General features: G+C 63.2%; 13 protein-coding genes and 1 pseudogene. 2 read left to right on the top strand and 12 right to left on the bottom strand.

Features of this window, described 5'->3' with window-relative positions; all coding sequences use genetic code 11:
* Positions 1-53 precede the first annotated feature (53 nt).
* The 9 genes from QCE63_RS32620 to leuC form a co-directional block, all read right to left on the bottom strand.
* Positions 54-917 carry a site-specific DNA-methyltransferase gene (locus tag QCE63_RS32620; protein WP_309838892.1) on the bottom strand — a complete coding sequence of 288 codons (864 nt, stop codon included), beginning with the start codon at positions 915-917 and terminating at the stop codon, positions 54-56.
* Between the two features lie 11 nt (positions 918-928).
* Positions 929-2122 (bottom strand): tryptophan synthase subunit beta, encoded by a 1194-nt coding sequence (trpB, locus tag QCE63_RS32625; RefSeq protein WP_309838893.1) that lies wholly within the window; start codon positions 2120-2122, stop codon positions 929-931.
* A 46-nt stretch (positions 2123-2168) separates the two neighbouring features.
* The gene (locus QCE63_RS32630) at positions 2169-2837 is read right to left on the bottom strand and encodes a phosphoribosylanthranilate isomerase (protein ID WP_309838895.1); all 669 of its coding nucleotides are present in this window, start codon (positions 2835-2837) and stop codon (positions 2169-2171) included.
* Entirely contained in the window at positions 2834-3643 is an 810-nt protein-coding gene (gene truA / locus QCE63_RS32635; RefSeq protein ID WP_309838897.1) for a tRNA pseudouridine(38-40) synthase TruA, read from the bottom strand. The genes QCE63_RS32630 and truA overlap by 4 nt, the downstream gene beginning before the upstream one ends.
* A 1-nt stretch (position 3644) precedes the next feature.
* Positions 3645-5612: a FimV/HubP family polar landmark protein gene (locus QCE63_RS32640; protein WP_309838899.1), complete on the bottom strand. Its 1968-nt coding sequence runs from the start codon at positions 5610-5612 to the stop codon at positions 3645-3647.
* A gap of 163 nt (positions 5613-5775) precedes the next feature.
* The gene (gene asd, locus QCE63_RS32645) at positions 5776-6897 is read right to left on the bottom strand and encodes an aspartate-semialdehyde dehydrogenase (protein WP_309838901.1); all 1122 of its coding nucleotides are present in this window, start codon (positions 6895-6897) and stop codon (positions 5776-5778) included.
* A gap of 394 nt (positions 6898-7291) precedes the next feature.
* Positions 7292-8359 carry a 3-isopropylmalate dehydrogenase gene (gene leuB, locus QCE63_RS32650; RefSeq protein WP_309838902.1) on the bottom strand — a complete coding sequence of 356 codons (1068 nt, stop codon included), beginning with the start codon at positions 8357-8359 and terminating at the stop codon, positions 7292-7294.
* A 29-nt stretch (positions 8360-8388) separates the two neighbouring features.
* On the bottom strand, positions 8389-9039 hold the full coding sequence (leuD, locus tag QCE63_RS32655; RefSeq protein WP_309838903.1) for a 3-isopropylmalate dehydratase small subunit: 651 nt from the start codon (positions 9037-9039) through the stop codon (positions 8389-8391).
* Between the two features lie 24 nt (positions 9040-9063).
* Positions 9064-10473, bottom strand: a complete 1410-nt coding sequence (leuC, locus tag QCE63_RS32660; RefSeq protein ID WP_309838905.1) for a 3-isopropylmalate dehydratase large subunit — start codon at positions 10471-10473, stop codon at positions 9064-9066.
* Positions 10474-10809: 336 nt separating this feature from the next.
* Here leuC and QCE63_RS32665 point away from each other — a divergent pair, with 336 nt between their 5' ends.
* Both QCE63_RS32665 and QCE63_RS32670 read left to right on the top strand, forming a co-directional pair.
* Positions 10810-11058 carry an AbrB/MazE/SpoVT family DNA-binding domain-containing protein gene (locus QCE63_RS32665; protein WP_309839374.1) on the top strand — a complete coding sequence of 83 codons (249 nt, stop codon included), beginning with the start codon at positions 10810-10812 and terminating at the stop codon, positions 11056-11058.
* On the top strand, positions 11052-11372 hold the full coding sequence (locus QCE63_RS32670; RefSeq protein WP_309838906.1) for a type II toxin-antitoxin system PemK/MazF family toxin: 321 nt from the start codon (positions 11052-11054) through the stop codon (positions 11370-11372). Before QCE63_RS32665 ends, QCE63_RS32670 begins: the two co-directional genes overlap by 7 nt.
* Before the next feature lie 123 nt (positions 11373-11495).
* On the opposite strand, the gene QCE63_RS32675 is transcribed toward QCE63_RS32670, so the two are convergent.
* The 3 genes and pseudogenes from QCE63_RS32675 to sdhB all read right to left on the bottom strand — a co-directional run.
* On the bottom strand, positions 11496-12797 hold the full coding sequence (locus tag QCE63_RS32675; RefSeq protein WP_309838909.1) for a citrate synthase: 1302 nt from the start codon (positions 12795-12797) through the stop codon (positions 11496-11498).
* Positions 12798-12974: 177 nt separating this feature from the next.
* Entirely contained in the window at positions 12975-13271 is a 297-nt protein-coding gene (locus QCE63_RS32680) for a succinate dehydrogenase assembly factor 2 (protein ID WP_309838911.1), read from the bottom strand.
* Between the two features lies 1 nt (position 13272).
* A pseudogene (gene sdhB, locus QCE63_RS32685) lies at positions 13273-13370 on the bottom strand (succinate dehydrogenase iron-sulfur subunit); the annotation flags it as partial.

Genomic DNA, 13370 nt, shown 5'->3' on the forward strand with positions numbered 1-13370 from the left:
GGGGCCGCATGGACATCGGAGGCGATCTGCGACGAAAAAGCGTGCTACCGGCGTTATTCGGCCGCTTCAGTGGCGGCGTCGATCACGAGCGGCGGTCTGCGGCGCGTCTCCGGCAGTTTCGGCTTGCGAGCCTCCGCGAGCCGGCTTTCCGCGATCGCGCAGTAATCCGCGTTGATCTCGTAGCCCGTGAAGGCGCGGCCATGGCGTGCACAGGCAACCGCCGTCGTGCCGCTGCCCATGAACGGATCGAGCACGCGGCCGCCCGGCGGACAACTCGCCAGCACCATGCGTTCGACGATCTCCAGCGGCTTTTGCGTCGGATGATCGACCCGCTCGGCGTGCTGCCGATGCAGCCTCGATACGGACCAGACATCCTTCGGGTTATAGCCCAGCTCCAGCCACTTGCTGCCTTCGAAGATCTTGCGCGAGCGCGCTTTTTTCGTCTCTGCGTCGTAGGGGATGCGCACCGGATCGAGATCGAAGTAATAGTCCTTCGATACCGCGAAATAACCGATGTTGTCATGCACTGACGTGAATTTCCGCGTCGTTCCTCCCATGCTCGGCACGCGGCGGTCCCAGACGATCTCGTTGATCATCAGGAGACGCCGCTTCAGGAACACGAAGAGTTCGGGCGAGTATTGCCACGTGCAGAAGATGTACAGCGAGCCGCTGGGCTTCAGCTTCGGGATCGCCAGGTCGAGCCAGCGATACGTCCACTCCAGAAAAGCCTCGCCGGACAGCATGTCCGAGTCATTCCCGTAATCCTTGCCCAGGCCATAAGGAGGATCGGCGACGATCAGATCGATCGACGCATCGGCAATGTTCTTGGCATCGGCCAAAAAGTCACGGTTGCGAATGTCGCTGCCGGCGCTGGTGAGAGCGCCGGCGGACAAGGGCTCGTCGATGACGGTGCGCATCTATCGGGGGCTCAGAACTGGATGCCCGATCGCTCGGCGACCGTATGCATGTCCTTGTCACCCCGGCCCGACAGATTGACGAGCAGCACCTTGTCGCGCGGCAGCGTCTGGGCGAGCTTGGCGCCGTATGCCAGCGCGTGGCTCGACTCGAGCGCGGGGATGATGCCCTCGATACGGCAGCAGTCGTGAAAGGCCTTGATCGCTTCGTCGTCGGTGATGCCGACGTACTCGGCGCGTCCGGCCTCTTTCAGCCACGCGTGCTCGGGGCCCACGCCCGGATAGTCCAGACCCGCCGACACCGAATGCGTCTCGATGATCTGCCCGTCCGCGTCCTGCAGCAGATACGTGCGGTTGCCATGCAGCACACCGGGACTGCCGCCGATCAGCGAGGCGGCGTGACGGCCGGTGTCGATGCCGTCGCCGGCTGCTTCGACGCCGATCAGCCGCACGTCCTTGTCTTCGATGTAGGGATAAAAGATGCCCATCGCGTTCGATCCGCCGCCAACGCACGCGATCACCGCATCCGGCTGGCGGCCGGTCATCTCGGGCATTTGCACGCGGCATTCGTCGCCGATCACGCGCTGGAAGTCGCGCACCATCATCGGATACGGATGCGGGCCCGCCACCGTGCCGATGATGTAGAACGTGTTCTCGACATTGGTGACCCAGTCGCGCATGGCTTCGTTGAGCGCGTCCTTCAGCGTCTTCGAGCCGGATTCGACCGGTACCACGGTCGCGCCGAGAAGCTTCATGCGATAGACATTCGCGGCCTGCCGGCGCACGTCTTCCGAACCCATGTAGACCACGCATTCCATGCCGAAACGCGCCGCGATGGTTGCCGTTGCCACGCCGTGCTGGCCCGCGCCGGTTTCCGCGATCACCCGCGGCTTGCCCATCTTGCGGGCGAGAAGCGCCTGACCAATCACGTTGTTGACCTTGTGCGCGCCCGTGTGATTCAGGTCTTCGCGCTTCAGGTAAAGCTGCGCGCCGCCCAGCATCTCACTCCAGCGCCGCGCGTGATAAACAGGCGACGGACGACCCACGTAGTGCTTGAGCTCGTATTCGTATTCCGCGATGAATTCGGGATCTCGTTGAGCCGCCTCATACGCGACGCGCAGTTCGTCGAGCGCGTGGATGAGCGTTTCAGAGACGAACACGCCTCCAAATTGGCCGAAATGGCCTCTTTCGTCTGGCAAGTTGTACATTGTGTCACTCTCGGTTACGCGGACGGCTGTGCGTTCCGCGTTCGATTCACCCAGCATCCGCTGCGCGCACCGCGCGCACGAATGCCGCCATTCGGGCGGGATCTTTCACGCCCTTGGCGCCCGCTACTTCGATGCCGCTGGAGACATCGACCGCGTAGGGGCGCACACGCCGAATGGCGTCATGGACGTTTTGCGCGTTCAAGCCACCACTCAAAACGGCCTGATGCCCGAGATCTGTTGGGATAAGTGACCAATCGAATGCCTTTCCACCGCCGCCGAAGCCCTCGACGAGGGCGTCGAGCAGAAGACCACCTGCGGCTTTGAACTGTTTGGACGATTCTATCAAATGGTCCGGGGACGCATCAGGCCCAATTCGTAGTGCGCGCCAATAGGACAAACCCGCAATCTTTGCCAGTTCTTCGCACTGATCGGGTGTTTCGTCGCCGTGGAATTGAAGCAGCGAGAGCGGCACGTTCGACGTGACTTCGCGGATCCATTCCGGTGTCGCGTTCACGAACAAGCCGACTGCCGTTACGAGCGGCGGCACATGCCGGGCCAGTTCGGCCGCCTGCGCGACGCTCACCGAACGCGGGCTGGGCGGATAAAACACGAAGCCGACGGCGTCCGCGCCCAGTGCCACGGCATGCTGCACGTCCTCGGCGCGCGACAGTCCGCACAGTTTGATGCGGGTTCGATGCAGATCGGTTTCGTTCATGTCGGCTCGGCCCAGACGGCGCTCCAGGGCATGGCGGCGAGATGCGGCGACGGCACCGCGAAGTGTTCAGGATAGCCGACCTCGGCGAGATACAGCCCGTCCGGCATGAAAGTGGGCGCGGCAATGCGCCGGTCGCGCGCGGCGAGCACGTCGGCCATCCAGGATGCCGGATGACGCTCCCGCCCGATCGCCACGAAACATCCCATCAGGTTGCGCACCATGTGATGCAGGAACGCGTTGGCGCGAAAGCGGAAATGGATGAAGTCGCCCTGTTCGCGCACGTCGATCTGATGCAGATGCTTGACCGGCGTCTTCGACTGGCAATCGGCGGCGCGGAACGACGAAAAATCATGCTCGCCGATCAGGCAGGCAACCGCGTCGCGCATCGCGGCGACATCGAGCGGCGTATGCGTATGCACCCAGCCCGCGCGCTTCGCCAGCATCGGCGAGCGCACCGGATTCACGTAAAGCACGTAGTAGTAAGTGCGCTCGAAGGCCGCGAAACGTGCATGGAAGTCGTCGGGCATCGGTCGCGCCCATTGCACGGCAACCGTTTCCGGCAAGAAGGCGTTGGTGCCGCGCACCCATGAGAACTCGGTGCGATCGAGCTCGGTGTCGAAGTGCACGACTTGCCCGAGACCGTGAACGCCGGTATCCGTGCGGCCGGCGACGACCGTCGGCAGCGGCGTCCGCGCAAACTCCCTGAGCGCGCGCTCCAGCGCGTTCTGCACGGTTTTGCCGTGCGGTTGCGACTGCCAGCCGCAAAACGCCGAGCCGTCGTACTGAATGCCTAAAGCAATGCGCATTTCAGGAGTGCGGCGCGAGCGTCGAAAGCAGCGTGGCGGCCTGCTGGCGGGTGGCGGAATCGTTCGATTCGATCACTTCCTGCAGCAAGGTGCGCGCGCCCTGAAGATCGCCCAGTTCAATGTACTCGGCCGCCAGTTCGAGCTTGTTTCGAGCGATGGTCGCGAGCTGCGCGGGCGTGAGCGCGGGCAGCGGCTCGGTCGTGCTCGAAGACGGTCCCAGGTCGAAATCGAGACTCAGCGGTCCGAAGCGCGTTGCGCCAAGCCCTGCCACCGATGCCGCGCCCGCCGTGCCCGCTTCGATCTGCGACGCCACGGAGCGCTGCTCCGAAGCCTGCGCCGGAGGATCCGCTACCGGCTGCGGCACGAACGGCGCCTGTTCGATCGGTGTCGGGTCGATCTCGTGTTCACCAGCGGAGCGCGCGGTGAGCGGCGGCGTCTCCGGAAGCGTCTCGCGCGGGGGCGGTTCAAGGGCCGCCGTCGGTGCATGTTTGACTGGCGCGACGGGCGCCGCCTCGGCCTTCCGTTCCATGCGCGGCGGCAACGCCATGTCGAGCGAATCGAGCGCCTGGATGGCCTCCTGCGGCAACTTCGGCATCGGGAAACTGTGCGCGAGCACAGGTTCTTGGTCAGGCGCGAGATCGGGCGATCGCGCCGGTTCGTCGGCCGTGCGGGCCTGCAGGTCACGAAGTTCCGCTTCCCGCCCGACGATTTCCTTCTCCGCCGCTTTCCGCGCCTGCTCTTCGCGCTCGGTCATCTTGCGCACTTCGGCTTCGCGGGTTGCGGCCTCGCGAGCGGCGGCTTCCCGCACGCTGCGTTCGTGCTCCAGCGCCTCTTGCGCCTCCTGCGCCGTGGCGTCGCGCTCGTTGGCTGCGGATTCGGCAGCGTCACGGTGCGCTTCGGCGGCTTCGTCGCCACTCGCCAGCGTGCCGGGCAGCGGCGGAACGAAATCAGGATGATGCGCGGCCGGTGCAACGGGCGCGAAGGCTTCGGCTTCGGCGGATGCTTCCGGCTTCGCGCGGGCCGACATCGAAGGATGCGCTTCGGTTGTCGGGGGCAAGTCGGATTCGGCGCGTGCCGCAGGAATCTGCGGTGCGTCGGCGCGTTCGAGACTTGCCGCAGCCGCGTCGAGTTCAGGCTGGTTTTCCTCGACAGGCTCGTCAGCGCGCGCAAGCGCGACACCGCCTGCCGCAGCCGCCGCGCTCGTGGCACTGGACACGCCGCCAGCCGCCAGGCCCGCTTCGGATCCACGCTCGGCGCGAGCGTCGGCCTGGCGTTGCTTGCCTCGCCGCATCCGCATAACCACCATCAGCACAACGATGACCGCGATCACGAGACCGATCAGCATCGGCGACATGCCGCCGCTTTTGGCGGGCGCGGTGCTGGCGGGTGCGCTGGCGGTGACGGCGGGCGCGGGCGCCGGTTCGGTCGTCTGCGCAGGCGTGGATGACGTGTCCGCTGGCGCGCTCGCAACGGGTGCCACGGACGCTGCGGGCGCCGCACTCGCAGCCATGGCCGGCGCGCTTTCCGAAGCCGGCGCGACCGGCGCAATAGCGGCACTGGCCGCCGCGACCGGTGCCGAAGCTGAGACCGCAGCCGAAGCCGCTGCCGGCGCCGACGCGCCGCTCAAATCGGCAGGCACGTTCAGCACGGCGCCGAGTTTGAGCTTGTTGATGTCGTGATTGCCGAACGAATTCGGATTCGCGTCGAACAATGCGCGCGCCGCACGGGCCTTGACGTCCCGATCCTTCGATCCCGTCAGCTCGCCGGCGATGTCATTCAGCGACTGCCCCGGCTTGACCGCATAGGTCTGACCCGGCGCCTGTACCGGTGCGACAGCGGAGGCCGCATCGCTTGCCTGGGCGAGCGCGTCGCCGGGATGCGCCCAGAACATCGCGCATACGGTGAGGCTGACCGCGGCCAACGCTGCACGCGACGTCGAAACGAGAGACCGGCGAGGTCGTTGGATCATTGAGGCTCCGGAATACGGCGAGATTGACGCGAAGCGGGCACGGCCCGTCCGCTCGATTACGGTTGTGCCGCGATGCGGCGCGCGACTGCCGAAAAACAAAAGGCGCCGCGTGAAACGCGACGCCTTGCTCTTTCAGCTACACGCTTCAGGCGCGTAGTTTACTTTACTTGTCCAACAGAATGCGCAGCATGCGGCGCAGCGGCTCGGCGGCGCCCCACAGCAGCTGGTCGCCGACCGTGAAGGCCGACAGATACTCGCCACCCATGGCCAGCTTGCGCAGCCGGCCCACCGGCACGGTAAGCGTGCCCGTGACGACCGCAGGCGACAGATCGCGCATCGACGCTTCACGTTCGTTCGGCACGACCTTCACCCAGTCGTTGGCCGAAGCCAGGATGCTGTTCACTTCGTCGAGCGGCACATCCTTGTTGAGCTTGATGGTCAACGCCTGCGAATGGCAGCGCATCGCGCCGATGCGCACACACAGGCCATCGACGGGAATCGAGCCCGGCTGACCCATCGCCGGCTTGCCGAGAATCTTGTTGGTTTCCGCGCCGCCCTTCCACTCTTCCTTCGACATGCCGTTGCCGAGATCCTTGTCGATCCACGGAATCAGCGAACCAGCCAGCGGCACGCCAAAGTTATCGACCGGCATGCGTTCGCCGTTCATCGCGGCGAGCACGCGGCGGTCGATATCGAGAATGGCCGAGGCCGGATCCGCCAGATCTTCCTTGGCCGCGCCGTAGAGCACGCCCATTTGCTGGAGCAGTTCGCGCATGTTCTGCGCGCCCGCGCCCGATGCGGCCTGGTACGTCATGGCCGTCATCCAGTCGACGAGGTTTTCGCGGAACAGGCCGCCCAGCGCCATCAGCATCAGGCTGACCGTGCAGTTGCCGCCGACGAAATCACGGCCGCCCTTGACCAGCGAATCCTTGATGACGTCGAGATTGACCGGATCGAGGATGATGACTGCGTCGTCCTTCATGCGCAGCGCCGACGCCGCGTCGATCCAGTAGCCCTTCCAGCCTGCCGCGCGCAGCTTCGGATACACCTCATTGGTGTAGTCGCCGCCCTGGCAGGTAATGATGACGTCGCACTTCTTCAGGTCGTCGATGCTCGTTGCATCCTTGAGCTTCGTCTCGTTTTTGGCGAACGACGGCGCGTTGCCGCCCGCATTGCTGGTGCTGAAGAACACCGGTTCGATCAAGTCGAAATCGCCTTCCTGCTGCATGCGTTGCATCAGGACGCTGCCGACCATGCCGCGCCAACCAACGAGACCTACGTTCATGACTCACTACCTTTGAAGTGGACGCTTCCCCGCATCTTTACCCGGCGTGGCCGCGCGGGGAAGACGCTCGGACACGAGGGACGATCAGCGAATCGTGATCGCTTTGATGGAGATTTTTGTAATGCGCGTGGTTTTGGAAAACCCGGACGCGCTTTGAATGGCGTCGATACGCGTGCCGATGGCGAGTTCCGTGGCGACGGCATGTGCGCCGCGTCCGATGGAAACCAGAGAGAATTGAGAGTTCTTCGCCATGACGAAAGAATATACACGATAAGCCGCGGTTTCCGTCGGTCCGATGCGTCTTCCGTCTGAAATTCGTATCGATCGTGCAGGAACAGCGGTAAAGAGAGACGATCAGCCGCGATAAGCGCGATGCCGCCGATCGTCTCCGGGATTACAGCGCCTTCAGCACTGCATCGCCCATTTCCTTCGTGCCGACAATCTTGCCGTCCGGCGTCGCGATATCACCCGTGCGATAGCCCTGCTCCAGCACCTTCTTCACCGCGCTTTCCACGCGCTCCGCCTGTTCGGCCTTGCCGAGCGAATAGCGCAGCATCATGGCGGCCGAGAGGATGGTCGCGAGCGGATTGGCGACGCCCTTGCCCGCGATATCCGGCGCGGAACCGTGCGACGGCTCGTACAGGCCCTTGTTGTCCTTGTCGAGCGAAGCCGACGGCAACATGCCGATGGAACCCGTCAGCATGGCCGCTTCGTCCGAGAGGATGTCGCCGAACATGTTGCCGGTCACGACCACGTCGAATGCTTTCGGCGCCTTGACGAGCTGCATCGCGGCGTTGTCGACATACATGTGCGACAGCTCGACGTCCGAATATTCCTTCGCCACGTCGATCATCGTGTCGCGCCACAGCTGCGAGGTTTCCAGCACGTTGGCCTTGTCGACGCTGGTCAGCTTCTTTTGACGCTTCTGCGCCGCCTGGAAAGCGACGTGCGCGATGCGGCGCACTTCGGGTTCCGAGTAGCGCATCGTGTCGAAGCCTTCCTTTGCGCCTTCGAACGGACCATCCGGCGCCTGGCGCACGCCGCGCGGCGCGCCGAAGTAGATGTCGCCGTTCAGTTCGCGCACGATCAGGATGTCCAGACCCGACACGATTTCCGGCTTCAGCGACGACGCGCCCGTCAGCTGCGCATAGCAGATCGCCGGACGGAAGTTCGCGAACAGCTGCAAGTGCTTGCGCAGGCCGAGGATGGCCTGCTCGGGACGCAGCGCGCGTTCGAGCTTGTCGTACTTCCAGTCGCCTACCGCGCCGAACAGGATGGCATCGGCTTCCTTCGCGAGCTTGAGCGTCGACTCAGGCAACGGATGACCGTGCGCCTCGTAGCCCGCGCCGCCCACCGGCGCCTCTTCCAGCTCGAACTTCTCGCCAAGCGCGTTCAGCACCTTGACCGCTTCGGCCATGATCTCCGGACCGATCCCGTCGCCGGGCAGCACTGCAATCTTCATCGTGTGTTCCTTTCCTGATCGTGATGGATTTAGCCGGCGAGCCGGTGATTCAGCCACGGCTGCTTCGCGAGGCGCTCGGCTTCGTACTGGCGAATCTTGTCGGCGTGACGCAGCGTCAGGCCGATATCGTCGAAACCGTTCAGCAGACAGTACTTGCGGAAACCCGGCACGTCGAACGTGTATTCGGTGCCGTCGCCGGTGCGCACGACCTGCGCTTCGAGGTCGATGGTCAGCTTGAAGCCGACGAACGCATAGGTCTCGTTGAACAGCTTGTCCACGTCCTGCTCCGACAGCGCGACCGGCAGCAAGCCGTTCTTGAAGCAGTTGTTATAGAAGATGTCCGCGAAGCTCGGCGCGATGATCGCGCGGAAGCCGTATTGGTCCAGCGCCCACGGCGCGTGTTCACGCGAACTGCCGCAGCCGAAGTTCTTGCGCGTCAGCAGAATGGACGCGCCCTGATAGCGCGGCTGGTTCAGCACGAAGTCCGGGTTCAGCGGACGCTTGCTGTTGTCCTGACCGGGCTCGCCGACATCGAGATAGCGCCATTCGTCGAACGCATTCGGGCCGAAGCCGGTGCGCTTGATCGACTTCAGGAACTGCTTCGGGATGATCGCGTCCGTGTCCACGTTCTCGCGATCGAGCGGCGCCACGAGGCCGCTATGCACATTGAATTTTTCCATGACGTTCGGACCTTTTCGAAATGTTTAAGCGAGCTTGCGCACGTCGACGAAGTGACCTTCGATCGCCGCAGCGGCAGCCATGGCCGGGCTCACGAGGTGCGTGCGTCCGCCCGCGCCCTGACGGCCTTCGAAATTGCGGTTCGACGTCGACGCGCAGCGCTCGCCGGCATCGAGCCGGTCGGCGTTCATCGCGAGGCACATCGAGCAGCCCGGTTCGCGCCATTCGAAACCGGCGTTCGTGAAGATCTTGTCCAGGCCCTCGCGCTCGGCTTGCGCCTTCACGAGTCCCGAGCCCGGCACGACCATCGCCAGACGGATGGTCGGCGCCACGCGCTTGCCCAGCGACTTCACGACATAGGCGGCGGCGCGCAGATCCTCGATGCGCGCGTTGGTGCACGAGCCGATGAAAATCTTGTCCGGTTTGATCGATTCGATCGGCGTATTCGGCTGCAGCGCCATGTAGGTCAGCGCGCGTTCCATCGCGTCGCGCTTGACCGGATCCTTTTCCTTGTCGGGATCGGGCACACGGCCGTCGATGGACGTCACCATTTCCGGCGACGTGCCCCACGTCACCTGCGGCACGATCTCGGCGGCATTGAGTTCGACGACGCGATCGAACTCCGCGTCCGGGTCCGACTTGAACTGACGCCAGTACTCGACCGCATGATTCCACTCGACGCCCTGCGGCGAGTACGGACGGTCCTTCAGATAGCTGATGGTGGTGTCGTCCACGGCGACCATGCCGGCGCGCGCGCCCGCTTCGATGGCCATGTTGCAGACGGTCATGCGGCCTTCCATCGACAGCGCGCGGATAGTGGAACCGCCGAATTCGATGGCATAGCCCGTGCCGCCCGCCGTGCCGATCTTGCCGATGATGGCCAGCACGATGTCCTTCGCGGTGCAGCCGCGCGGCAATGGCCCTTCCACCTTGACGAGCATGTTCTTGCTCTTCTTCTGCAGCAGCGTTTGCGTGGCGAGCACGTGCTCCACTTCCGACGTGCCGATGCCATGCGCCAGCGCGCCGAACGCACCGTGCGTGGACGTGTGCGAGTCGCCGCAGACGATGGTCATGCCGGGCAGCGTCGCGCCCTGCTCGGGTCCGATGATGTGCACGATGCCCTGCCGCAGGTCGTTCATCTTGAACTGCGTGATGCCGAAGCTATCGCAGTTCTGGTCGAGCGTGTCCACCTGCAGTTTCGAGACCGGATCGGCAATGCCGTGCGTACGGTCCGTGGTCGGAACGTTGTGATCGGATACTGCCAGATTCGCGCTGATACGCCATACCGGGCGCTGTTCGAGCTTGAGGCCCTCGAAGGCCTGCGGACTCGTCACTTCGTGCAGCAGATGACGGTCGATGTAGAGGATCGAGGTGCCGTCCTCTTCCGAGTGGATCACGTGCGTGTTCCACAGTTTGTCGTAGAGAGTCTGTGCCATGGTGAGCGCTTTCGTATGTGACTGCGGGGAGTGTGCCGTCGTGCACCGACGGCTTGTTGCCCGATTATGCCACTTCCGCGCCCGCGTTGGGTACTAGGCTGAGGGAAAAACCTATTAAAAACAATGCTTTATGCTAGTGGTGCCAGTACCCGGATCAGCACTACCAGCCTGTTTCGTTGCGCGTCCTCGTTAGCCCATTCGGCCGAATGGCGGCAAGAGTCATCGATCGGTAATCTGTGACGGAGCGCTGGGTTCGGCGCGCGTACCAACATTGTATTGACCACAACCCTATGGAGTTATAACATCGTGCTTCCTGTTCTGATCACGAGCGATTCCATGAAAACCACTATCCGGAAGATGGGCAACTCCCAGGGCGTTCTGATTCCGAAACCGTTTCTCGCTCAATTGGGCTTGGAGAAGGAGGTCGAAATGGAAGTCGAAAATGACGCAATCGTCTTGCGTCGTCCGCGCAGCAAGGCGCGTCACGGCTGGGCGGAAGCCAGCAAGTCCATCTCGCAGGGCGGCGGCGACCGGCTCGTCATGGGCGAGTTCGGCAACGGAGAAGATTCGGAGCTGGAATGGTAGCCCGCGGCGATATCTGGTTGACCGCGCTCGACCCAACCTTGGGCAGTGAGATTCAAAAAACGCGACCCTGCGTCGTCGTTTCACCGCCTGAGTTGCATGATCATTTGCGCACGGCCATCGTCGCGCCGATGACCACCAAGGGCAGGCCGGCGCCCTTCCGCATTCCGGTCACGTTCAACCGCAAGCAGGGGTTCATCCTGCTGGATCAGATCCGTACCGTGGACAAGGTACGGCTGGTCAAGCTGGAAGGATCGATCGAACCCAGCACGCTGGGAAGCGCGCTGGGCGCGTTGCAGGAGGTGTTTGCGGATTAGGGGCTCGCCGCTGCCCGCCGCTTTCTGCTGCGCGCGGCTCGCCACCAGCCCATTGCGCGGACATTAAAAAACCCCGGCGGTTGCCCGCCGGGGTTCGCTTGCAGCGTTCCGAAACGAAGCGGCTTAACGCTTCGACAGCGGCTTCGCTTCGCGCGGCGTCTGGCCAATGAACAGCTGACGCGGACGGCCAATCTTCTGCTCAGAGTCCGCAATCATTTCGTTCCATTGCGCGATCCAGCCCACCGTACGCGCCATCGCGAAGATGCACGTGAACATCGAGGTCGGGATGCCCAGTGCGCGCTGCACGATGCCCGAGTAAAAGTCGACGTTCGGGTACAGCTTGCGCGACACGAAGTATTCGTCTTCCAGCGCAATCTTTTCGAGTTCCATCGCGAGCTTGAAGAGCGGGTCGTCATGCAGGCCGAGCTCGTTCAGCACTTCGTGGCAGGTCTCGCGCATCAGCTTGGCGCGGGGGTCGTAGTTCTTGTACACGCGGTGACCGAAGCCCATCAGCTTCACGCCCGAGTTCTTGTCCTTCACTTGCTTGATGAACTCAGGAATGTTGTCGACCGAGCCGATCTCTTCCAGCATGTTCAGCGCGGCTTCGTTGGCGCCGCCGTGCGCCGGGCCCCACAGGCAGGCGATACCGGCCGCGATACACGCGAACGGATTCGCGCCCGACGAACCCGCCAGACGCACGGTGGACGTCGAAGCGTTCTGCTCGTGGTCCGCGTGCAGGATCAGGATGCGGTCGAGGGCGCGCACGAGCACGTCGTTGACCTTGTACTCTTCGCACGGGTTCGAGAACATCATGTACATGAAGTTCGCGCTGTACGAAAGCTCGTTCTTCGGATAGACGAACGGCTGGCCCACGCTGAACTTATAGGCCATCGCGACGAGCGTCGGCAGCTTTGCGATCATGCGGATCGCGGAGACTTCGCGGTGACGCGGGTCGTTGATGTTCAGCGAATCGTGATAGAACGCCGACAGCGCGCCCACCGCCGCCGTCAGCACAGCCATCGGGTGTGCGTCACGACGGAAGCCGCGGAAGAAGAAGTGCATCTGCTCGTGCACCATCGTGTGACGCGTAACCGTGTCCACGAATTCCTTGGCTTGCGCTTCATTGGGCAGTTCGCCCTTCAGCAGCAGGTAGCAGGTTTCGAGGAAGTCGGCGTTCACGGCCAGCTGCTCGATCGGGTAGCCGCGATACAGCAGCTCGCCCTTGTCGCCGTCGATGTAGGTGATCGCGGAATTGCACGCAGCCGTCGACATGAAGCCCGGGTCATACGTGAACTTGCCGGTCTGACCGTACAACTTGCGGATGTCGATCACGTCCGGGCCCATCGTGCCCTTGTAGATCGGCATTTCGACGCTCGGCGAGTTGTCGCTGAACGATAGCGTGGCTTTAACATCTGACGGGGTCATAGCACATCCTCAATCGAAGTATGGATACAGGTTTTCGATAATTTGCACGACGGAAGCTGCGCGGCAAAAACTGTACTGGGGGCCGTTGGTCTCAGTACGGCCTTGTCATTTCGGCCGATGCGTTGCAAATCGCAACCATCCGCCTATTTTGCAAAACTCCGCGCATTCCTGCTGAAGTCACACGGTGCGCAGCAAGCCGAGCAAGCGGATCACATCCGGCGTTGCCAGGTCGTCTTCCGGCTCCGTACGGGCCAGCAGCAGGTCCATCAGTTCGTTGTCGCTCAGCTCGAGCAGACGGGTCAATGCGGACACGTCGGCGTCACTGAGGTCTTGCTCATATCGACTGAAGAAACGATCGAAGATCAGATCGTTTTCCAGCAGGCCGCGTCGCGCGCGCCAGCGAAGGCGTGCGCGACGCAGGGGGTCGGACTGATGCGGAGAATCGTCTTGGGTATCGACCATCACATTGCCCATCTCAAACCGCCCGGCGCACCATCAATTCCTTGATCTTGCCGATCGCCTTGGTCGGGTTGAGCCCCTTCGGGCACACGTCGACGCAATTCATGATCGTGT

Source organism: Caballeronia sp. LZ065 (assembly GCF_031450975.1).
Lineage (GTDB): Bacteria > Pseudomonadota > Gammaproteobacteria > Burkholderiales > Burkholderiaceae > Caballeronia.

Bases quoted from the DNA above. Each gene is read 5' to 3' on its own strand.
- trpB (WP_309838893.1), bottom strand. From the start codon at position 2,122: ATGTACAACTTGCCAGACGAAAGAGGCCATTTCGGCCAATTTGGAGGC.
- QCE63_RS32620 (WP_309838892.1), bottom strand. From the start codon at position 917: ATGCGCACCGTCATCGACGAGCCCTTGTCCGCCGGCGCTCTCACCAGC.
- QCE63_RS32670 (WP_309838906.1), top strand. From the start codon at position 11,052: ATGGTAGCCCGCGGCGATATCTGGTTGACCGCGCTCGACCCAACCTTG.
- leuD (WP_309838903.1), bottom strand. From the start codon at position 9,039: ATGGAAAAATTCAATGTGCATAGCGGCCTCGTGGCGCCGCTCGATCGC.
- leuC (WP_309838905.1), bottom strand. From the start codon at position 10,473: ATGGCACAGACTCTCTACGACAAACTGTGGAACACGCACGTGATCCAC.
- truA (WP_309838897.1), bottom strand. From the start codon at position 3,643: ATGCGCATTGCTTTAGGCATTCAGTACGACGGCTCGGCGTTTTGCGGC.
- QCE63_RS32665 (WP_309839374.1), top strand. From the start codon at position 10,810: ATGAAAACCACTATCCGGAAGATGGGCAACTCCCAGGGCGTTCTGATT.
- QCE63_RS32640 (WP_309838899.1), bottom strand. From the start codon at position 5,612: ATGATCCAACGACCTCGCCGGTCTCTCGTTTCGACGTCGCGTGCAGCG.
- asd (WP_309838901.1), bottom strand. From the start codon at position 6,897: ATGAACGTAGGTCTCGTTGGTTGGCGCGGCATGGTCGGCAGCGTCCTG.
- QCE63_RS32630 (WP_309838895.1), bottom strand. From the start codon at position 2,837: ATGAACGAAACCGATCTGCATCGAACCCGCATCAAACTGTGCGGACTG.
- QCE63_RS32675 (WP_309838909.1), bottom strand. From the start codon at position 12,797: ATGACCCCGTCAGATGTTAAAGCCACGCTATCGTTCAGCGACAACTCG.
- QCE63_RS32680 (WP_309838911.1), bottom strand. From the start codon at position 13,271: ATGGGCAATGTGATGGTCGATACCCAAGACGATTCTCCGCATCAGTCC.
- leuB (WP_309838902.1), bottom strand. From the start codon at position 8,359: ATGAAGATTGCAGTGCTGCCCGGCGACGGGATCGGTCCGGAGATCATG.